Below are 21,847 nucleotides of genomic sequence, written 5' to 3'. Positions count from 1 at the left end.
AAAGGTGAAAACCTGCTCGTAAATCATGTATAATATGACGAGATACACAAGCTTTGTAGAGACCCAAACCATCTTTTTGGAGGAGGACAAGCAAGTGGAATACCGCATTGAGAGAGATACGTTAGGCGAAATGAAAGTACCAGCCGACAGGCTGTGGGGAGCTCAGACGCAGCGCAGCAAGGAGAACTTCCCGATTGGCAGTGAACATATGCCGATGGAAGTGATCCGTGCCCTTGCCATTTTGAAAAAAAGTGCTGCGGCCAGTAACCATAAATTAGGTAAATTATCTGCGGCTAAGTCCGATGCTATCGCTTATGCAGCAGACGAGATTATTGCAGGCCGAATTGATGACCATTTCCCACTGGTCGTGTGGCAGACTGGTAGCGGAACGCAATCCAATATGAACGTGAACGAAGTGATTGCCAATCTGGGGAACCAACTGCTGGAGCAAAAGGGAAAAGAAGAGCGTCTGCATCCAAATGATGACGTGAATATGTCCCAGAGCTCCAACGATACATTCCCAACGGCGCTGCATGTCGCAGGTGTTCTGGCTGTTGAGGATCAACTCTTGCCGGCCATTGCGGTATTAAAAGCTACTTTTGCAGACAAGTCGGAGGCATTCAAGGATATTATCAAGATTGGACGTACTCACCTTCAGGATGCAACACCAATTACGCTTGGCCAGGAGATCAGTGGTTGGGAAGCCATGCTGGGCAAGAGTGAGCGTATGATTCGTGAAAGTGTACAATACCTGAAGGAGCTTGCGATCGGCGGTACAGCTGTCGGAACGGGCATTAATGCGCATCCGGACTTTGGGGACTTCACTGCCAAGGAGATTGGCAAACATACGGGGAAAGATTTTGTATCTGCACCAAACAAATTCCACGCACTTACAAGTCATGATGAAGTTGTATATGCGCACGGTGCGGTTAAAGCGCTTGCAGCTGATTTGATGAAAATTGCCAATGATGTCCGCTGGTTGGCCAGTGGCCCTCGCAGTGGATTGGGCGAGATCCGTATTCCGGAGAATGAGCCAGGCAGCTCCATTATGCCAGGTAAAGTCAACCCAACTCAGAGCGAGGCCATTACGATGGTGGTTACGCAGGTCATGGGTAATGATGCAGCGATTGGTTTCGCGGCAAGTCAGGGTAATTTTGAACTGAATGTATTCAAACCGGTTATCATCTATAACTTCTTGCAATCCGTGCAACTGCTGGCGGACTCCATTATTGCGTTTAATGACAAGTGTGCCGTAGGCATTGAGCCTAACCTGGATCAGATTGAACATAATCTGAACAATTCGCTCATGCTGGTTACGGCGCTCAACCCTCATATTGGTTATGAAAATGCAGCCAAAATTGCGAAGCTTGCGCATAAAGAAGGCTTGTCTTTGAAACAGGCGACGTTACAAACGGGCCTGCTTACCGAAGAGCAATTTGATCAATATGTTGATCCAGCCAAAATGATCGCTCCAAAGGCCTAAAATCAGCCCAAATGAGCAATATAGATCAATGAAGAGGACGACCTGCACAAGTAGGTCGTTTTTCTTATGCTTACCGATGAACTTAAAGCTTGTCAGACTATACGTATACATATAAACTACATATGCACCAGTTTTAATTTAATAGAATGGGATTCGTATATATTTGGAGGTTTCCGCGTTGTCAAAAACGAGAAGATTTACGATACGCTCCAAAATTTTATTGGGCTATCTTGTGGTTGTGCTTTTGTTTGGAGCTGTTCTGCTAGTACTTACGGCCCAAATTAATGTGTTACAGAAGGAAAATGATTTTATCTCTCATCATGATCTGGAAGTACATAATCTGACCAACGCGATTGAAAAAAATGTCTTGAACATGGAGACAGGACAGCGTGGATTCATGATTACAGGCAATGAGAGTTACTTGGAACCTTATTCTCAAGGTCTATCCCAGTGGAGTTCCAACTATGATCAGTTGAATGCTCTCATTAGTGACAATCCTTCGCAGCAGCAGAGTCTGCAAAGCATCAAAACTCATATTACGCGCTGGATTGAGATTGCTGGGGAGCCGTTGGTAAAGTTGAAAAAGCAAGAGGATCAAGCCAAAGTTGTTGCATTCTTTCAAACTGATCCGGGTAAAACTGAAATGGATCTACTACGCTCCCAACTTACTACCTTCCGTAACACAGAGATCGCATTGACTGAGGCAAGGGTAACCGATCTAGCCACACGGAGCTCCACATTGTTGACCATTATGTATACGCTGTGGGGAATTATTGCAGCATTATCGATTGCAGCGGCTCTTGTGATATCCGGAAATATCGTCAAAACGTTGCGAGATGTTATGCAGACCATCAGTGATATCTCCAAAGGTGGGAACCTGAAGCAGCGAATTCAGGTGCGGACACATGATGAAGTGGGGGACCTGGGCCACGAAACCAACAAATTACTGGATGAAGTACAGGAACAGAATCGGGTCAAGGACCAGATCACAGGCATTGCTACACTTTTACAGAACCCGACCAACCTGGAGGGATTGTCCCGCTTGTTCCTGAACGAGATTGCCATGTTGTTTGAAGTTCCCTATAGCGTCTTGTATTACTGGAAAGACAATCGACTGCTGCGCGTGGCTGCGTATGCTGCAGATGGAGAGAAAGAACGTTCGCTCGGTAAAGTATCGCTCGCCCCGGGTGAGGGGCTTGTGGGTCAAAGTGCTGTGGAGAAGCGAGTCTTGCGCATGAATGATCTGCCCCAGAACTATATCCGAATCTCTTCGGGTCTCGGGTATACATCTGCCACCTCTCTTACCGTAGTACCAGTCCTCTTCGAAGGCAGAACGATTGCGGTCATCGAGCTTGCTTCAATGAAGCCATTGCAAGAGAATGATATGAAGCTGATGCAAGAACTGACGGACATTTTTGGTGTTTCTTTACACTCGACCGTCACTCGCATGGAATTACAGCAATTATATGATGAGTCACAAGTTCTGAATGAAGAGTTACAGGCACAATCGGAGAAACTTCAGTCTCAGACCGAAGAAATGCTGTCTCAGACAGAGGAACTGCAAATGCAGACCGAAGAGCTTCATATACTTAATGAACGTCTGGAAATACAAAAAAGCGCTGCTGAGACATCAGCCAATGAACTTGCAGTTGTGGCGGATCAGTTACGAACAAGCTCGGGGTACAAATCCGAATTCCTGGCGAACATGTCCCATGAATTACGGACACCGCTTAACAGCATGTTGATCCTGTCCGAAATATTGTCTGAGAATAAAAACCAACACTTGAATAGTGAAGAACAGAACTATGCTTCGGTCATTCACAAGTCAGGCAAGGACCTGCTGAATCTGATCAATGATATTCTGGATCTATCCAAGGTAGAGGCCGGGCAGATGGAAGTGGATTTTGATGATGTCTATCTGAGCAGTCTGCCCGAAGTCATGAATCAGTATTTCCTGAAAACAGCGGAGCAGAAAAGAATAGATTTCCGAATTCAGCTCCAGAGTCCTTTACCGGAAACCATCGTGACTGACGAGATGAGAATGCATCAGATTCTCCGAAATCTGCTCTCAAACGCATTCAAGTTCACCAGTGAGGGTGAAGTTGCCTTAACCATCTCGAAAATGAGTCTGGTGAACCCGGAAGCGGATGGCCAAGAGACCGACGTGATTGCTTTCTCTGTCAGTGATACAGGGATTGGCATTGCGGAAAACAAACTTTTGCAGATCTTTGATGCATTCAAACAGGCGGATGGGGCTACGGCACGTAAATATGGCGGGACAGGACTTGGCCTGTCTATCTCTCAATCGCTTGCAACTTTGCTAGGGGGTTCAATCTCGGCAACAAGTCGTGAAGGACATGGCAGTGTGTTCACGTTGTTCCTGCCACTGCGAAGAGATGAACCTGAGAGCATGAATGCATCGCGGTTGTTCCTGAATGAGGTGGCTAGCACTACACCTGAGATTCATAAGCTTCCTTCAATAACTTCTGAACAATCTGATGTTTTATTGACACCCCTGGAAGAAGCGTTGCTCAGTGGTCGTCAAGTGCTTGTCGTTGATGATGATATTCGAAATGTATATGCGCTAGCTAACGCTCTCGAACAATACGGCATGAATGTCATTTCAGCTCAAAATGGGTACGAATGTCTGGAATTGTTGGAGCGTGGAGGCGTCAAGCCTGATATTATCATGATGGATATTATGATGCCGGAACTGGATGGTTATGAGACGACTCGCCAGATCCGTGAACGGCTTGGCATGACGCAGCTTCCGATTATTGCACTCACAGCCAAGGCCATGAAAGAGGATCGGGAGAAATGTATTGCAGCAGGTGCTTCGGACTATCTCAGCAAACCGCTTAATATTAAAGATGTGTTATCCCGTATGAAATTATGGATGAATCACGAAACCATGGAAATCTGATCTAAAAACCTATGCCGATTACAGGAAAGTGCGCTGTAATTAGGTCATAGGTTTTATTTTTTTGCCATGTAAGCTTTATTCAGAAAATTGATGTTATAATACTTAACAACAAACGAGATTAAATGGATGAATATAGATTTAATTAGGAATGTAATCCAGAAATAATTCTGCTTAAACGAAAATAACATGATTATGTGTTATATATATGGGAGGTAGTGTCCATGCAACTTACGGTTAAAGAGGCTTTACAGGTATACCCGTTGTCCGAGGCCAAACTGGTTGCGGGTGGAGAAGGGACTTCACGGATGATGAAATCCGTTAATGTCATGGACGCTCCTGATATCGCGGATTGGATCAAATCCGGAGAAATGTTGTTCACCACTGCTTTTATTATGAAAGACAGTGAAACAGATGCACTGCGTTTGATGCGGCGCTTGAATGAACGCGGCTGTGCAGGGCTGGGCATCAAGCTGGGACGCTTCTGGCAGTCCATTCCCCAAGGCATTGTCGAGGAAGCCGATCGGCTTCGTTTGCCGCTGCTTGAGCTTCCTTTTCAATTCACCTTCTCGGACCAGATGAATGCTTTGTTCAAGGCTGAACATGAACGCAGTAACCGATTGCTGCATGAGGTTGTGCAGAAGCAAAAGAAATTAATGCAGTTTGCACTGCAACAGCAGCCACACCGGAATGTGTTTGCCGAACTTGCCACGGTGTTGAACTATCCACTTGCCGTCATTGGTTCACGTGGGCATGTGCTCTATGGCAGTGAAGGCATTGCAGGGGATGCTGTAACCCAGGGCTGGCCATGGAAATCGGTCATGCACCGAGTGAAATGGAATCAGGGAAGTTGTCATCGCGTACCGATCAAGCAGAATGATGAAGAATACGGATCATTGCTGGTGTTTACCGATTCAGCCTTATCGCTTCGGGCAGAGGAGGAGCTGTTCCAACAGGCTGCCGATGTATTGGCATTCTATATGGATATGACTTATCGCGAGCATATTAATCCAACCGTTCAAGATGAGATGCGTACGCTGCTTTCACAGTATCTGGATAACAAAATGACCATTCAGGAATTGACCACCATGAGTGAGAACAAAGGTGTACATCTGTTCCAGGGAACTTATCAGTGTGTACTCATTACGCTTGAGCCGACGCTGTTTGCCGAGGGAAAACTGCTTAAACAGATTCATCGCGAATTGCAGTACAACCCGCTGATGCAATTCACGGCCTCACAGCATTTTCAGATCGAAGATGGCATTCTGTCCATCTATACCTGTCCAACAGGGCGAGATTATGGAGAGGAGCTGTCAAGTTTTCTGTTAAGTCGTTTCGGTGATGTTCTGGCAGCGCAAGAAGCAAAAGGGGCACCGGCTCCACGCTTCTGGATCAGCAAAATGAAACATGAGCCCAAGTCGCTCCGTGAAGCGTACCAGGAGTGCCTGGATACACGACAACTGGCTCGCCGGTTCGGCATGAAAGACCGTGCGTTGCAATTTGAAATGCTTGAATTTGCCTATGTGTTCCAACATGTACCGGATAACATCATGGAGAACTACTGTAATAAAGTACTCGAACCACTCCTTGCTAGGGACGGTGATCCCAATCAGGTGCTGATGAATACATTGGAGTCCTTTATCGAGAATGATGGATTGATCAATGAAGCTGCCAAGCAGCTGTTTGTGCATCGCAACACGGTCACTTATCGTATGGAGAAAGTCGGCAGCTTGCTGCAAATGGACTTTAAGAAAACGAATGATCTGCTGAAATTAAAGCTGGTATTCACCTTCCGCAAGTTTGTGCGGGACAAAGCAGCTACAAGACCGCACAATGTGCAACTCTAAACCGCGCATTGTGCAAGATGACAATGCTACTGGGTCTCAGACCCATGAACCGCATTCCCTTGATGGAGTGCGGTTTTTTCATGTTTAAGGACAATAAAAGCTGAACTTCCCGTGCATAGCAAACAAATCACAACTCTGATGTTATGTTATATTACAAAATTGCGTAAATATTGTTGTCGCGACATTGAACGACACTTAGAATGAAGATCAATAATCCACAACAGACCGGAGGTTCTAACATGAGCGACTTAATTAAACTTGTTAACAACTGGTCTATCACGCAGTTCGTGCATACGTTTGGCGGCTTATTTGAGGAATCACCATGGGTGGCTGAGCGTTCCGGGCTTTTACGACCTTTCGATTCATTTGAACAGATGATGAAAGTGATGAAGAATGTGGTTCAGGCATCGGATGACCAGGTGAAGTTGCAGTTGCTTCGAAATCACCCGGATCTTGGAGCACGAATCAGCATGAGCAGCAACTCCGTTCAGGAGCAGGCTGGGGCAGGCCTTGATTCACTCTCACAAGAGCAGTACAACGAACTTCAACAATTAAACAAAGCATATACAAGCCAGTTTGGCTTTCCTTTTATATTGGCTGTAAAAGGCCATACCGCGAGCTCCATCCTCGAATCCATGAGGCAACGTCATCGCCGAGGAAGGGAAGAAGAATTCGAGACTGCATTGAAGGAAGTATTCAAGATTGCAGGCATTCGCTTGGAGCAATGGCTTGCACAGATCGGTCATGAACATGAGTTCGTGAGCAAGCCAGCCGCAGTGCAGCAGCGGACTATGTATTACGGAAAAGGGGATGTGTGGATGTACCGTTCCTACGCCAAACCGTTGACGGGTATACAGTCCATTCCGGAATCTCCTTTTATGGGACGCAGCAATATTCTGTTTGGATTAAACATTAAGGTCGCTGTGCAGGGCGATGAATTCTTGCCTTCTTTTGCAGAAGGGGATAATTCGCTGGTGGTCGCTACCGATTCGATGAAAAATTTTATTCTCAAACACGCAGCGGATTACACAGGGGCAACGGTGGAAGGATTTCTTGCACTGGTAAGTCGTCGTTTCCTGGAGACGTATCCGCAGATGAGCAAGGTTCAGATGACAGCGGACCAGATTCCTTTTGAAGATATACCCATTGGATTAGAAGGAAGCTATCGACCGAGTGCGCTCGTATTTCGTTATTCGCAGAATGATCGTGCGACGGCTGCCGTGGAAGCAGAACGAACAGGAGACTCGATTGAACTCAGCAACCATTTCAGTGGTGTAGCCGATCTGAGACTGATCAAGGTCAAAGGCAGTGAGTTTGCTGGATTTATGCAGGATGAATATACGACTCTTCCAGAGACATGGGATCGACCGTTATTTATTTTCCTGAACATCAATTGGCGTTATGAAGATCCGAGAGATGGCATGGATGATCAGCGTGGACGGTATGTAGCGGCGGAACAGGTCAGAGATTTGGCTGCTGCGGTGTTTCATGAGTGTCGATCCGCTTCCATTCAACATCTGATCTACCAGATTGGACGAAGGTTGTTAAGTCGATTTGAGCAACTGAGTGAAGTTTCATTTGAATCCAACAATCGGACTTGGGAGACAGTGCTGGAGGAAGTGAAAGAGGGAGAAGGCAAAGTATTTACCGAACCGAGACCACCTTATGGATTCCAGGGTTTCTCGATGACAAGGGATGATCTGGGAACAGACGGCCGGGACGCCGGGAAAGAAGGTGACGTCTAATGTCGATGTCTGATGGTCGAATTACAACACATGTGCTGGATACATCCAAAGGCGTCCCTGCTGCGGGTGTTCGGATCGAACTGTATACCCTGAAAAGGGATGGAGAACAGGAAAGCAAGACAAAAGTAGCTGAGTCGATGACCAATGCGGATGGGCGTTTGGATGCACCGCTGCTGGATGGAGGCAAGTTGGAGCCAGCGATATATGAGCTTCAATTCCATGTCGAGAGTTATTACGCACATCGTTCATTGGAGGAGCTGGGGCAGGCATTATGGACGATTGTTCCGATTCGTTTTGCCGTATCTGATGCCTCAAGCCATTACCATATTCCATTATTGATTGCTCCAGGAGGTTACAGTACATACCGGGGAAGCTGAACATGCACATACCCGGTTCTGATTTAGGGGGAGGGTCATCCACATGACAACATTTGATACCATCATCCGGGGGGCCCGGGTGGTGCTGAGAGATCGGGTAGAGCAACTGGATATTGGCATTACTGGTGAAAAAATAACAGACATATCCACACGCCTGACCGCTGGCGAAGCGACTTGGATCATAGAAGCTGAGGGGCTTACAGTGATGCCAGGCGTCGTGGACATTCATGTACACTTCAATGAACCCGGACTCGCCAGTTGGGAGGGATTCCGGTCAGGTTCGGCAGCCCTTGCCGCAGGGGGAATCACGACCTATGTCGATATGCCGCTTAACGGCGTACCACCAACCACAAGGCCGGAAGCATGGGAAATGAAAATGAAAGCAGCGGCAGACCAATCGTATGTTGATTATGCCTTCTGGGGAGGTTTGGTTCCCGGCAACCGAGATGAACTTGCTCCACTGGCACGGCTAGGTGCTGCGGGATTCAAGGCATTTATGTCCGAGCCGGGTGGAGATGGGGAAGACATCTTTGCCAGAGCTGATGACCATACCCTGCTGGACGGGATGAATGAACTTGTAACATTAAACCGTGTGCTGGCACTTCATGCAGAGGACGAAGGCATCGTTGCCGAACTTGCTACGAGAAGCATTGCTGAGGGAAAGACTGAACCGATGGATTATATCCGGTCTCGTCCTGTGGAAGCTGAGGTCGTCGCGGTTGCCCGAGCGTTGAAATACGGCGAACAGACCGGGTGTGCGCTGCATTTTGTGCATATTAGCACCCGGGAAGCGTTAGATCTGATTGCAGCAGCCAAACGGCGTGGGCAAGACGTAACTTCAGAGACATGCCCTCATTATCTGACGCTGACCGATCAGGATGTGGTCCGATTGGGTGCTGTAGCGAAATGTGCTCCACCGCTTCGCAGCTCTTCCGAACAGGAGCATTTATGGGATGCACTGACTTTGGGATTGATTGATGTTATTGCCTCAGACCATTCTCCTTGCCCGCCATCCATGAAACAATCTGATAACTTCTTTGAAATCTGGGGCGGCATATCCGGGGCACAAAGCACACTGCTAATCATGCTGGAGGATGGACATCTTCGGCGTAATATCGACCTCCCGTTGCTCGGAAGAGTGCTCTCCCTTCAGCCTGCCAGAAGGCTTGGTCTGGAGAACAAAGGAGAGATTGCGATCGGCAAGGATGCAGATCTGGTCCTGATTGACTGGGAGAAAAGCACAACCCTGAACACGAAGGATCTGCTCTATACGCATAAACAGAGCCCCTATGTGGGACGTACATTTAACTGTCAGATTGCAGACGTATATTGCCGTGGTCAGCGTGTTTACAACTCGGAATCCGGTTTATCTCCTGTGCCTATCGGGCAACACATTACGGCTTACTCTTCTAGTCCCATCGAAGCGGGAACGGAGGAGACGCTATGACGGAGTCTGGAGTATACTGGTCATCCGGTACAAATAATGCCCCACTTCCTTTGCCGAGTGTGGAACAGGTGGAGCTGCAAGCCATGCTTGACTGGCTGTCGACATATGGTGCGGATACACAAGGTGGCGTCACACGTCTGTTGTATGACTCGGCTTGGTGTGAAGCACAAGGTGCCCTTGCAGCCAAAATGCAGGAGAAAGGGCTGTCTCCCGAATTTGACCAGTCCGGTAATCTGTATGGAACACTCAAAGCCGAGGGTGAGGAATCAACAACTGGTGCAGAGGTATTACCAATTGTGACCGGTTCACATATTGATTCTGTCGTGTATGGTGGCAAGTATGATGGTGCTTACGGTGTGGTGGCGGGAGTCCTGGCATTGGAGTATTTGCAGAAGAATTTCGGAGCACCGAAGCGCACACTTCAAGTGGTATCGTTATGTGAAGAAGAGGGAAGTCGCTTTCCTTTTGCGTATTGGGGTTCACTCAGTATAACTGGAATAACGTCTCTGGAAGATGTAGAGCATTTGAAGGATCAAGACGGCGTTACATTTGCACAAGCGATCCGGGATGCGGGTTTTGGACCTGATAGTGCATATAGACCTGCCGCGAAAAATTACGGTGCCTTTATTGAGCTTCACATTGAGCAAGGTCAGGTTCTGGAACGCCTTGGACATTCGATTGGAGTTGTATCCGATATCGTAGGTCAGAAGCGGTTCAATATTACCGTAAGCGGGGAAGCGAATCACGCAGGAACGACGCCGATGTCCTGGCGCAAGGACGCACTTGCCGGAGCAGCCGAGATGATTACTGCAGTAAGAAATATCGCATTGGAAGCAGGAGAACCGCTGGTAGCCACGGTTGGGCGAATCACAGCCGATCCAGGTGTTGGGAATGTGGTTGCAGCACGGGCAGTATTTTCATTGGATATCCGCCATATCCGGCAGGAGAGTATTGATCGATGCTGGCAGGATATGCTTCAGGCTTTTAGTCGAATCGCAGCCGAGCAGCAGCTCGGACTGGACTGGGAAGAACATCTGTCGGTAACGCCCATTCCTATGAATGCAGAGATGATCTCAGACATTCAGGATACCTGTGAGCAGGAGCAGTTGTCCTACTGGTTAATGCCAAGCGGCGCGGGACATGATTCGCAGATTTTTCAGCCGGCTTGTCCAACAGCCATGATTTTTGTGCCGAGTCAGGACGGTATCAGTCATAATCCACTTGAATATACAGCTGAGGCAGACCTGATGCACGGTTTTCGGGTTCTGGTCCGGCTACTCTATAAATACGGTTACGGGAGTTGAATGAAGATGTCCAACTATAAAGAATTATCTCCGTCCTTGCGGACCATTATGACCCCGGGACCGGTTGAAGTTGATCCACGTGTTCTCAGAGCATTATCCTTTCCGATCCTGGGTCAGTTTGACCCGGAGTTCACATCCTTAATGAACGAGACGATGGCGATGCTGCGTGAGTTATATATGACAGATAACGAGTGGTGTTATCCAGTTGATGGTACATCCCGTTCAGGCATTGAAGCGGTGTTGGTCAGTCTGATCCAGCCCGGTGACAAAGTTCTCGTCCCGATCTACGGACGATTTGGACATCTGCTGGTTGAAATCTCGGAACGCTGTGGTGCCGAGGTTGTCTTTTTTGAAACGGAATGGGGAACGGTCTTTGATCCGGAAGAGGTGATCAAGGCGATTCATACCCATAAACCGAGTCTGGTTGCGATGGTTCACGGTGAAACTTCCACCGGTCAGATGCAGCCCCTTGCCGAGATTGGCAAAGCCTGTCGCGACCTTGATATCTTACTCGTCGTGGATGCTGTAGCAACCATTGGCGGGACTCCGGTGGAGACGGATGCCTGGTATCTGGATGCGGTGATGGGGGGAACGCAGAAATGCCTGTCCGTTCCTTCGGGGATGGCACCTCTCACGTACAACAGTCGTGTGGAACAGAAACTGATGAGCCGCAAAACCGTTGAACGCGGACTCCGAGACGCAACCAGTGCGCGGGCAGAAGGCCGCACCATTGCCAGCAATTATTTTGACCTGAGCCAATTGCAGGATTACTGGAGTTCGGCCCGGCTGAACCACCATACAGAAGCCACCTCCATGCTCTATGGTCTTCACGAAGGATTACGTATTCTGCTGCAAGAAGGATTGGAGGCCAGGTTCCAGAGACATCTGGTGAATGAACGTGCGTTGGTCGCTGGAATTCAGGGAATGGGACTGCAACTGTACGGGGATATGTCCAGTAAACTTCCGGTGGTCACCTGTATTACTATCCCGGAAGGAATTGATGGTGAGTCGGTGCGCAGCATGTTGCTGAACGATTTCAGCATTGAAATTGCCAGTTCATTCGGACCGTTGAAAGGGCAAATCTGGCGGATCGGTACCATGGGATTCAGCTGCCAACGCAAAAACGTACTTCATGTGCTGGGAGCGCTGGAAGCGGTTCTTCTCCGTCATCGTTACGTATTACCAGCCGGTGAAGCGGTGCAGGCGGCATTGGATGTGTATGCAGGGAAGGAGGGCGCTTTATGTTAAATCAGATGCCAATATCCAGAGAGGTCATGGTTACTACTCCTCATTATCTGGCGAGTGCAGTGGGAAGCTCCATCCTCCAGCAGGGCGGGAATGCTTATGACGCTGCTGTTGCGGTCAGTGCAGCGCTGGGTGTAGTATATCCGCATATGACCGGACTTGGAGGAGATGCCTTCTTCCTGATTCATGACGGAGCCAGCGGTGAGATTACCGCCTATAACGGAAGTGGCCGCTCAGCCGCAGGCATTCATGCCGATACGTTCAAAGCGATGGGTATGAATGCCATTCCTCAACGCGGTGTGCTTAGTGCCATCACGGTTCCGGGAATGGTGGATGCCTGGTGGGAAGTCTGGTCCCGGTACGGTAAGTTACCGTGGGAGAAGTTGCTTGAACCTGCCGCGCAGTATGCGGAAAAAGGATGCCCTGTATCCCGGAATTTACGCCTGTGGATGGAAAGGGATGAAGATTTCATTATGGGGCATACACCGCTGCGAGCGGTATTTGCGCCTTTGGGTACACTTTTGCAGGAAGGTGAGCTGCTGATCCAGCCTGATCTTGCTGCCTCCATTCGTCTGATTCAGACGGAAGGGCGAGATACTTTTTATACAGGAGAACTTGCGGATCGTCTGACTTCGGCTATTCGTGAGGATGGGGGCATGCTTGCACCAGCGGACTTTGCGGGTCATCAGGGCGAGTGGGTGAAACCCGTTAGTACGGGTTATCGTGGGTATGAAGTTCATCAGATGCCGCCCAACTCGCAGGGTTTCTCCATGCTAATGATGTTAAATATGCTGGAGCATATTGATCTGTCCTCGGTTGCCCGTACCTCACCGGAATTTTATCATCTGATGGCGGAAGTGGTAAAAAAGGCGTTTCGTGATCGTGACCAATATCTGACGGACCCGGATTTCAGAGACATTCCGCTGGAACATCTGTTATCCAAGGATTACGGAGACCAATTGTGGAATGAGATTCAGTCTGCTCCACCAGTGGCACAGCCGTTTTTGTCCAAAACGATAGGTCAGGACACGGCGTATGCAGCGGTTGTTGATAGCGAAGGCAATGCCGTTTCCTTCATTCAAAGCCTGTATTTTGACTTCGGTGCAGCTTATGTCCCAGGGGATACGGGGGTGATCATGCAGAACCGGGGGTCGTTTTTCTCCTTAGACCCGAGGGATGCCAATGTTCTGGAACCCAACAAACGCTCATTCCACACGCTCATGCCGGGCCTTGTTACACGAGATGGCAAACCCTATATGCTCGTGGGTACACAGGGGGGAGAAGGCCAGCCGCAGACACAATTATCGGTGCTTACCGGAGTGCTTGATTACGGGCTGAACATTCAGGAAGCAATCAGCTTGCCGCGTTGGGTGTACGGACGTACCTGGGGCGAAGACGGCGATACAATGCGTGTGGAGAACCGATATCATGATGACGTATGTGCAACCCTTGCCCAGTGGGGACATAACGTTGAAGCGAGAGCACCTTGGGACGGTATTATGGGACAGTCGCAAGGCATTGTCATTCGTGAGGACGGCATGATTAGTGGCGCGGCAGACCCCAGAGGCGATGGTATAGCTATTGGATGGTAACAGCTACATGAACAGTTGTAATTTCAACTGGATAATTACACGATAACAGCGAGTTGAACGATATAGACAGACACGGATAGGGGAGATTGGCATGGGAACGATCCTGCTGAAAGGCGCACAGCTTGTGACGATGAATGCTGAGGAAGAAGTGTTCATTGGAGATCTGTTGATCGAGGATAACAAAATCAAGGAGATTGCAACGCACATCGATGTTCACGCTGACCAGGTCATTGATGCTCGCGGCAAAGTGCTGCTGCCGGGCTTCATCCAGACGCATATTCATCTGTGTCAGACCTTGTTCCGTGGACGTGCGGATGATCTGGAACTGATGGATTGGCTCCGTCAACGTATCTGGCCGCTGGAAGCAGCGCATGATGAGGAGTCCGTGTATTATTCGGCAATGCTCGGACTTGGCGAATTGATCTCCAGTGGAACCACGACAATTCTTGATATGGAGACGGTACATCACACAGACTCGGCGTTTCAAGCGATGGCACAGAGCGGCATCCGGGTCATCTCCGGCAAGGTGATGATGGATCATGGAGACGAGGTTCCAGAGCCCCTGCGTGAGAATACAGCAACTTCGCTGCAACAAAGTGTGGATCTGCTGGAGAAATGGAACGGGTTTGGCGGCGGACGCATTCAATATGCTTTTTGTCCACGCTTCGTTGTATCGTGTACCGAGGAATTGCTGATAGAAGTGCGCGATCTGTCCAATAAATATCATGTCAAAGTCCACACCCATGCCTCCGAGAATCGCGGAGAGATCGAACTGGTCGAACACGAACGCGGGATGCGTAACATCGTATACCTCGATCATATTGGTCTGGCTACCCCAAGATTGGTGCTGGCCCACTGTGTATGGCTGAGTGAGGAAGAGAAAGAGATCATCCGCAAGCGCGGAGTCAAAGTCACTCACTGTCCTGGATCAAATATGAAGCTTTCCTCTGGAGTAGCGGATATTCCGGATCTGCTGAATCGTCAGATCGCGGTTGGGATCGGGGCTGATGGTGCGGCGTGTAACAACAATCTGGATATGTTTCAGGAGATGCGCCTCACAGCGCTGATGCAGAAGATTCCTCATGGTCCAACGGTAATGGATGCCCGGACTGTATTGCGCATGGCTACCATGGGTGGTGCAGAGGTGCTCGGCTTGTCGAAGGAAATCGGCAGTCTCGAAGTGGGCAAAAAGGCAGATATGCTGCTGCTGGATCTGGATGATTTCCACACGTACCCTTCTTATGAGACGGATGTCTATTCACGCGTGGTCTATTCTGCAACACGCAGTTGTGTGGACACCGTAATTATCGATGGCAGCATTGTACTCAAGAATCGTAAGATTCAGACGATTGATCGCGGCATTGTGCTGCGTGAGTCGGATAAAAGCATTGCGAGATTGATGAAGCGCATCTGATCGAAGGAACGTATGCAATTCAGAAAGGATGGAGACCGATATGGAAATGCATGATCTGTGTACAATCGCAGCCCGTGAAATGCGCTGTGTGCTCGCAACAGCGATTAAGGTAGAGGGTCATGCTTACCGTAAGCAGGGAGTCTCTATGCTGTTGACCGAGGAAGGCCAAATGTATGGCAGTATCAGTCCGGGATGCCTGGAGAGTGATCTTCAGGCCCGGGTGAGCCATGTGCTGGATACAAACCAGATGGAATTCGCGGAGTACGACATGCGTCCCGAGGATGATCTGTCCTGGGGGGAGACGATTGGCTGCGGCGGACTCGTTGTTGTGCTGCTTGAACCAGTGTGTGGTGAACTCCGATCTACGTTGCAGAAGATGCATGAGTGTTTGCAATCCGGCGCTGCAACAGTGTTAACCCGAACGTTCCAAGATGATTACACAAGGGTTCAATATGGATGGAAACGGATTGAGCCTACGGAAAAAGGGCACCAGCCAGTCTTGCGTCCTTCGCTCGTCCCTCCTCATGATCGTGTGACAAATCATAATCCAGCTTCATTGCAGGTTGATGTACAACACAGCAGTGGGAATATCAAGTATGAACATACCGCATTAACACAACATTCTCGCGATATACCTCGCCTTACGCTTGTGCCTGAAATGGTACCTGCTACGTCAAACGGATCTCACTCTTCCCCTCCGTCCGGTGATTCACAACATATCTCTGAGGCTGATATACCGACTAAAGATGCGGTTTCAACGAATCCCTGGGACCTTCCGCAACAACTCACTTCGCTGTACACGCCTAAACCTCGCCTGATTATCATCGGAGCCGGGAATGATGTTATTCCTGTTGCCAGACTCGCTCGGTCCGCAGGATTCCGTGTTGTGGTAGCCGATTGGCGAGAGTCCTTATGTACTTCGGAACGATTCCCTGAAACCGAACTTGTACTGGGTTTCCCATGTGAGATCATGCCTCTGTTTAAGGTAACCAAAGGGGATTATTTGATATTGATGAGTCACAATTTCCCCCGCGAACGTGAACTGTTGGAGATGTTAGTGGACTGTGAGTATGCGTATCTTGGCATCATGGGTTCCAAAACACGAACAGCCCGTCTGCTGGATGGTTTACCACCGTTGAAATATGTACATTCTCCCGTTGGTTTGAGCATCGGGGCGGACGGTCCCGAACAGATCGCCATCAGCATTGCAGCGGAATTGATCGCATGTAAACATAAGGTTTCTTCCTTGAGTTCCGAGGTGGGGCAGAAGGGAAGCGTTGCACATGCGAATGACGGGCATAGTTCTGGCAGCAGGTAAGAGTTGTCGCCTTGGTCGGGATAAACTCTCGGTTGTCATGCCAGACGGGAGGTCACTGGCTGCATGGTCACTGGAAGCTGCGCTGAATTCGGAGCTGGATCAAGTGGTCTGTGTGGTCAAACCGGAAGATTCGTTGGCATGGCTGCCTGTAAAATGGTTTGATTCTGCCACGTATGCGTATCATGCAACTGCGCGACTTCGAATTGTGGCCTGTGCTGACTATGCTTGCGGCATGGCCAGTTCTCTTCATTCTGGCGTATTGTCGGCCATGGAGTACAAACCGGAGGGCATTCTCATGTTGCTGGGGGATCAGCCTTTATTAAAAGCGCAGGATATTAATCGGGTGACCACAGCACTGGCTACCCACAAGCTGAGTGACTATGTCGCAGCTACCGACGGTGAGGGAGGCAAGCCGCCCGTTGCTTTTCGCTCCCATATGTTCGGTCCTCTGTTGTCTCTGCATGGAGATGAGGGGGCACGCAAGATTATGCGCAGCGCTAATTATTCAGGAGTACATGTACCACTGTCTGAGACTAGTTTCTGGGACGCGGATACAGAACCGGAATTGGAACGCATTTTGAATCATGTATATGAATCGGGGCAGGCAGACTATATAACGGGAGAAGATTAATGACTATGTATAATTTAATTACATGAGGTCAGCCAGGCAGTCTGGTTGGCCTGTTTGTCTTCTTTTCACGTGTGGTGAAAGAAACTTCATGTTAGCTTTTGATAGATCATAATGCATCAAGCACAAATAGAACGCAGGTTTTATACATTTCTCCAAAACGATGTGAAGGTAATTGACGTTGCTGCTTAACTCTCATATGATTTGAAGAATTATCTGGATCAGACGGTTGAATGTCCTGCCCAAGGAAGAGAGAGAAAGGGGATGCAGCGATGGTAACACCGGCATACGGTTCTGGAGCATTGCCATCGGTATGGCAGCCTGAGAACCTGCAAGAACTCCAAGCGTTAAGAAGTAGACTCAAGGGGATATGTTGTTTCACGGCAGGCGGAACATTGCTGCGAACCCAGTGGGAGGGCGGCTTGGTTCCAGCGCCTGAACACATGATTAGTCTGGCTCGTATTCCTGAAATGAGCGGGATATCTAATCGTGGAGATGAGATCGTCATTGGTGCAATGACCCGATTAAAGGATTGTGCTTCACAACCGTTGCTGCAACAACTTCCTATTCTGCAAGAAGCGGTGAATGCAATTGCTGCTCCTTCTATTCGTAATGTGGCAACCATTGGCGGGAATATTGTGTCCGGAGTAGGGGATACACTGACTGCTTTGCTTGTATATGATGCGGAGCTGCACTGGTTGACGGACAGCGGAGTTGAAATCCGCAGTGTGTCTTCCTGGCTTCAGGGTGGACCGGATGGCAGCCGTAATCCAGGGGACGTATTAATCTCGATTCATATCCCGATGAGGCTGACCTCTTTGCTTGATGTGGACAGTGAGCACAGGCCTGCTGCACGAGAAGTTTCCTTTTACCGCAAGTTGGGTCGACGGGAGACATTCAGTGCATCGCTGGTGACGGTTGCGTTGTATGGAGAGATTAATTCGGATAAATGCTGGACCAAGATTGCGATTGCGGCTGGTGGAGGCTCAGGCATGGCGATGCGACTTCTGGAGTCGGAACAACAGATTCTTGGTAGCGAAGCTTCTGTCATGCAAGCGGCAACTCTTGCAGCTGCTGTGGCTAACGAATTTAAGACTTATGGCGATGTATTTGCAACGGAAGATTATCGTAAACAGACCGCAGGCAACCTGCTTGGCGCCGGGCTATGGGAGGCACTTCACGAATAGATAAATGAGATCAAGCAAAGGGGAGAGGGATCATGCTACTGAATCGGAAACAGAGCGGGAAACGCTGGCATCTGCGGCCAGATGGGGCACCCAAAGTAACAGGGCAGCTTCAATATCTGACGGATATGACACTACCTAACATGATCCATGGCAGAGTATTGCGAAGCGAATATCCTTATGCTCGCCTATTGTCTATAGATACTTCGGAAGCTGAGGCGTTGGAAGGCGTCTATGCGGTTCTGACCTCCAAAGATGTACCAGGTCTGAATCGTTTTGGCATAGCGACCCCGGATCAGCCCGTGTTTTGCGAGGATATTGTCCGTTATGTGGGGGATGCCATTGCAGCAGTTGCTGCGGATTCCCCGGAACGTGCGGCACTTGCGCTGGATGCGATTCGCATAGAGTATGAGGAACTCACTCCGCTGAATAGCACAGACGCTGCATTGGCTCCCGGTGCACCAGAGCTGCATGAGCATGGTCCAGGTAATGTGCTGCATCGGACGGAGATCAAACGTGGAGACGCCGAGCAAGCCTTTGCTGCGTGTGATCATATCGTGACAGAGACCTATTTTACCCCTCGCCAAATGCATGCGTACATGGAGACAGAAGGAGGCCTGTTTGTCCCGGATGAAGAGGGAAGGCTGAATGTATACGCGGCAACGCAACATGGCTATAAAGACCGGATGCAGCTTGCGCGCATTATTGGCTGTCCTGAAGAAGATATTCGGGTGGTGTCTTCACCGATTGGTGGTTCATTTGGCGGAAAAGATGAACTCAACGTACAGCCCTATGGTGCATTACTGGCCTTGAGATGCGGACGTCCTGTGAAAATGCATAATTCACGTAAAGAATCCGTGCGTGCAGGGTTGAAACGGCACCCAATGAAGATTGAAATGCAGACCGGTATGAGTCGAGAAGGTATCATCCAAGCGCATCGTGTCCGCATTACAGCAGATACCGGCGCGTATGCCACACTGGGTGCACCGGTGCTGAACTTCTGTACCGAGCATTGCCTTGGACCATACGCCATTCCAAATGTGGATGTGGAAGGTGTGTCTGTGTATACGAATAACGGGCTGTCAGGTGAGTTTCGTGGATTTGGCGGGAACCAGGCGATTTTTGCCATGGAAGGCCAGATGGATCGGCTTGCAGCAATCATGAACATGGACCCTTGGGAGTTCCGCAGACGTAATATGAGGGAAAAGAATGATCCCGGACCGCTAAATCAACGCATTCTGGTTACGGATGGACTGTCCCAAGTATGGGAGGCATTGGATCGCTCCGAACTGTGGCAAAAACATCAGAGTCCTCCGGCAGATCCTACTCTGCCGCCGTGGATCAAACGCGGAGTCGGAGCAGCCATCGCCATGCACGGTGCAGGGCTGGGTTATGGCATTCCAGACCCTGCGGGAGGCCGTCTGTCCTTGAACAACGAAGGCAAGATTGAGGTGGCGTTCAGCTACGAGGAATTCGGTCAAGGGCTCATTGCAACGCTGGAAATTATGCTATGTGATCTGTTTCAATGCAGTACATCGGATCTCAGTATCATCATTGGAGACACGGATCGTGTACCACACAGCGGATCAAGCACAGCTTCACGTTCAACAACGATGGCCTGGATGGCTCTTCAACGCTTGCAGTCTCCATTTCGTTCCCGTGTTCTCGCTGTTGCGTCTGAAATCTCAGGCATTCCGGCAGATGAACTGGTAACAGGACCTGGGGGGATATGGCGCAAAGGTCAGCTTCCTGCCGAAAGTTCAGAAGTAGAAACAGATGTGCAAGAGACAGGAAAGAGCGAGAAGGAAGTAGTATTGGCTCTGGAAGACGTAAATCAAACGTCTGAAGAAGCAGGAAAACTAGAAAAGGCTGAAAGAATTGAAGTGGCTGAGATCGTTGCTGTTGGGAATGAAAGTGATCAAACTGCTGAAAGTTGTTTAGGTGCATCTCCATACCATGCGAAAGAGGGAGTTTCATCAGGCTTTGTGGTTTCGTATGCCGAACTCGTGACGCAGGGCGAAGCCGATGAATGGATTTTTGATACAAAGTTCGATTACCCAACTACGCCGGACAATGTGGTAGGCGGGCATTATTTGTATACGTATGCGGCGGTTGCGGCAGAGGTGGAAGTAAATACGTTGACCGGAGAAACCAAGCTGCTCGATACACGCCATGTTGTAGCGGCAGGCCCGGTGATCAACCCTATGGGCTTTATCGGACAGATTGAAGGCGGCAGTGTCATGGCGCTTGGATTCACGTTGACCGAGGATGCGGTCATGCAGGACAGCCGTTATGTAACCACTAACCTCGACACATATCTGATCCCAACCATTCAGGATATTCATACCAATCTGGAGGTTGAAGCCATTGAAGACTTACCCGAAGGTGATGCGTTTGGCCCTAGGGGAATCGGTGAGATAGGCTCCGTTGCGCTTGCGCCGGCCATAACAGCTGCAATTCATCAGGCGACAGGCGTATGGGTTAACCGTCTTCCTGTACCGAGGGAACAACTGGTCAGACCTTTAAATGTACCTTTGCAGGAAGGAGTGAGTCCATCATGAGTAAGCCACTTGAGAATCACTGGACAGCCGTTGTGAATGGCGAGCAGAAACATCTGGAGATCGCGCAAACGACCCGACTTGTCGATGTGCTTCGGACTCATTTGCAGCTAACGGGTACCAAAGTATCCTGCGAAGTGGGTCGCTGCGGTGCATGTATGGTTCTGATGGATGGAGAGCCTGTGAATTCCTGTCTTGTTATGGCTTATCAATGTGATGGCAGTGACATTACGACGATTGAAGGTCTGCACGGGGACGAGAAAGGCACTCTGCATCCGATTCAACAGGCTTTTGTGGAGGAAGGTGGCTTTCAGTGTGGCTACTGTACTCCCGGTATGGTGATCTCAACCAAGGCATTACTGGATGCACATCCTGAGCCTTCTCAAGAACAGATTGAAACGGGGTTGTGCGGGAATCTGTGTCGTTGTACCGGCTACGGTGGCATTATTCGGGCGGTACGCAAGGCAGGGGAACGCTGTGTGGAAAAGGAAACATCAGCCGAGGAAACCGTTAGTTGAACCGGGACGCTGGACGTGGACATAATAACAAGGAGAATTGAAGAATCATTCATTGAAAAAGCATCCGATCGAGGAATGCTTTTTTTGTTTTTTTAGATTTTCTGCCAAATACAATCATATAACGGAAGATGAAGTTTAGGCCTGAATCTGGTTAGGTAATGAACCGTTTTCGATTGGATTCAAGATTAGTGAGACGATGGAGTAATGTTGTTCAAAATACTGGTACAAAAGAATTTAAAACATTCATTTCCACCATATATTTACAAA

15 protein-coding genes are annotated in these 21,847 nt (G+C 49.2%); all 15 read left to right on the top strand.

All coding sequences use genetic code 11. From position 1 onward, the window contains the following. The first annotated feature begins 94 nt into the window (after positions 1-94). The 15 genes from fumC (at position 95) to NKT06_RS17130 (ending at position 21,580) form a co-directional block, all read left to right on the top strand. Complete coding sequence (gene fumC, locus NKT06_RS17200; protein ID WP_074095411.1) at positions 95-1,483, top strand: class II fumarate hydratase; 1,389 nt, start codon at positions 95-97, stop codon at positions 1,481-1,483. 178 nt (positions 1,484-1,661) lie between these two features. After that, the gene (locus NKT06_RS17195) at positions 1,662-4,406 is read left to right on the top strand and encodes a CHASE3 domain-containing protein (RefSeq protein ID WP_253436966.1); all 2,745 of its coding nucleotides are present in this window, start codon (positions 1,662-1,664) and stop codon (positions 4,404-4,406) included. Between the two features lie 221 nt (positions 4,407-4,627). Continuing rightward, complete coding sequence (locus tag NKT06_RS17190; protein ID WP_253436963.1) at positions 4,628-6,250, top strand: PucR family transcriptional regulator; 1,623 nt, start codon at positions 4,628-4,630, stop codon at positions 6,248-6,250. A gap of 239 nt (positions 6,251-6,489) precedes the next feature. Next, positions 6,490-7,995: a factor-independent urate hydroxylase gene (gene pucL / locus NKT06_RS17185; RefSeq protein WP_253436960.1), complete on the top strand. Its 1,506-nt coding sequence runs from the start codon at positions 6,490-6,492 to the stop codon at positions 7,993-7,995. Next, entirely contained in the window at positions 7,995-8,372 is a 378-nt protein-coding gene (gene uraH / locus NKT06_RS17180) for a hydroxyisourate hydrolase (RefSeq protein WP_253436956.1), read from the top strand. The genes pucL and uraH overlap by 1 nt, the downstream gene beginning before the upstream one ends. Before the next feature lie 43 nt (positions 8,373-8,415). Continuing rightward, entirely contained in the window at positions 8,416-9,819 is a 1,404-nt protein-coding gene (allB, locus tag NKT06_RS17175) for an allantoinase AllB (RefSeq protein ID WP_253436953.1), read from the top strand. Beyond that, a complete protein-coding gene (locus NKT06_RS17170; protein WP_253436949.1) occupies positions 9,816-11,123 on the top strand; it encodes a M20 family metallo-hydrolase in 1,308 nt (435 codons plus the stop codon). Before allB ends, NKT06_RS17170 begins: the two co-directional genes overlap by 4 nt. A 6-nt stretch (positions 11,124-11,129) precedes the next feature. Next, entirely contained in the window at positions 11,130-12,371 is a 1,242-nt protein-coding gene (locus NKT06_RS17165; RefSeq protein ID WP_253436946.1) for a pyridoxal-phosphate-dependent aminotransferase family protein, read from the top strand. Then, positions 12,365-13,960 (top strand): gamma-glutamyltransferase, encoded by a 1,596-nt coding sequence (gene ggt / locus NKT06_RS17160; RefSeq protein ID WP_253436943.1) that lies wholly within the window; start codon positions 12,365-12,367, stop codon positions 13,958-13,960. The genes NKT06_RS17165 and ggt overlap by 7 nt, the downstream gene beginning before the upstream one ends. Before the next feature lie 91 nt (positions 13,961-14,051). Then, a complete protein-coding gene (locus NKT06_RS17155) occupies positions 14,052-15,374 on the top strand; it encodes a 5'-deoxyadenosine deaminase (protein WP_253436940.1) in 1,323 nt (440 codons plus the stop codon). A gap of 40 nt (positions 15,375-15,414) precedes the next feature. After that, positions 15,415-16,692 carry an XdhC family protein gene (locus tag NKT06_RS17150; RefSeq protein WP_253436937.1) on the top strand — a complete coding sequence of 426 codons (1,278 nt, stop codon included), beginning with the start codon at positions 15,415-15,417 and terminating at the stop codon, positions 16,690-16,692. Then, positions 16,658-17,323 carry a nucleotidyltransferase family protein gene (locus NKT06_RS17145; protein ID WP_253436934.1) on the top strand — a complete coding sequence of 222 codons (666 nt, stop codon included), beginning with the start codon at positions 16,658-16,660 and terminating at the stop codon, positions 17,321-17,323. The genes NKT06_RS17150 and NKT06_RS17145 overlap by 35 nt, the downstream gene beginning before the upstream one ends. Positions 17,324-17,592: 269 nt before the next feature. Next, positions 17,593-18,507 carry an FAD binding domain-containing protein gene (locus NKT06_RS17140; protein WP_253436931.1) on the top strand — a complete coding sequence of 305 codons (915 nt, stop codon included), beginning with the start codon at positions 17,593-17,595 and terminating at the stop codon, positions 18,505-18,507. A 32-nt stretch (positions 18,508-18,539) separates the two neighbouring features. After that, positions 18,540-21,065 carry a molybdopterin cofactor-binding domain-containing protein gene (locus NKT06_RS17135; RefSeq protein WP_253436927.1) on the top strand — a complete coding sequence of 842 codons (2,526 nt, stop codon included), beginning with the start codon at positions 18,540-18,542 and terminating at the stop codon, positions 21,063-21,065. After that, a complete protein-coding gene (locus NKT06_RS17130) occupies positions 21,062-21,580 on the top strand; it encodes a (2Fe-2S)-binding protein (protein ID WP_253436924.1) in 519 nt (172 codons plus the stop codon). The genes NKT06_RS17135 and NKT06_RS17130 overlap by 4 nt, the downstream gene beginning before the upstream one ends. The last annotated feature ends 267 nt before the right edge of the window (positions 21,581-21,847 follow it).

It is taken from the genome of Paenibacillus sp. 1781tsa1 (assembly GCF_024159265.1).
Lineage (GTDB): Bacteria > Bacillota > Bacilli > Paenibacillales > Paenibacillaceae > Paenibacillus.
The sequence above is the reverse complement of the archived record's forward strand: the minus strand, read 5'-3'. Positions and strand labels throughout refer to the sequence as shown.

What these genes read in the sequence shown, in the direction of transcription:
- NKT06_RS17155 (WP_253436940.1), top strand. Translation starts at nt 14,052, where the DNA reads ATGGGAACGATCCTGCTGAAAGGCGCACAGCTTGTGACGATGAATGCT.
- NKT06_RS17170 (WP_253436949.1), top strand. Translation starts at nt 9,816, where the DNA reads ATGACGGAGTCTGGAGTATACTGGTCATCCGGTACAAATAATGCCCCA.
- NKT06_RS17190 (WP_253436963.1), top strand. Translation starts at nt 4,628, where the DNA reads ATGCAACTTACGGTTAAAGAGGCTTTACAGGTATACCCGTTGTCCGAG.
- NKT06_RS17140 (WP_253436931.1), top strand. Translation starts at nt 17,593, where the DNA reads ATGGTAACACCGGCATACGGTTCTGGAGCATTGCCATCGGTATGGCAG.
- NKT06_RS17145 (WP_253436934.1), top strand. Translation starts at nt 16,658, where the DNA reads ATGCGAATGACGGGCATAGTTCTGGCAGCAGGTAAGAGTTGTCGCCTT.
- NKT06_RS17150 (WP_253436937.1), top strand. Translation starts at nt 15,415, where the DNA reads ATGGAAATGCATGATCTGTGTACAATCGCAGCCCGTGAAATGCGCTGT.
- NKT06_RS17130 (WP_253436924.1), top strand. Translation starts at nt 21,062, where the DNA reads ATGAGTAAGCCACTTGAGAATCACTGGACAGCCGTTGTGAATGGCGAG.
- pucL (WP_253436960.1), top strand. Translation starts at nt 6,490, where the DNA reads ATGAGCGACTTAATTAAACTTGTTAACAACTGGTCTATCACGCAGTTC.
- NKT06_RS17135 (WP_253436927.1), top strand. Translation starts at nt 18,540, where the DNA reads ATGCTACTGAATCGGAAACAGAGCGGGAAACGCTGGCATCTGCGGCCA.
- ggt (WP_253436943.1), top strand. Translation starts at nt 12,365, where the DNA reads ATGTTAAATCAGATGCCAATATCCAGAGAGGTCATGGTTACTACTCCT.
- uraH (WP_253436956.1), top strand. Translation starts at nt 7,995, where the DNA reads ATGTCGATGTCTGATGGTCGAATTACAACACATGTGCTGGATACATCC.
- NKT06_RS17165 (WP_253436946.1), top strand. Translation starts at nt 11,130, where the DNA reads ATGTCCAACTATAAAGAATTATCTCCGTCCTTGCGGACCATTATGACC.
- allB (WP_253436953.1), top strand. Translation starts at nt 8,416, where the DNA reads ATGACAACATTTGATACCATCATCCGGGGGGCCCGGGTGGTGCTGAGA.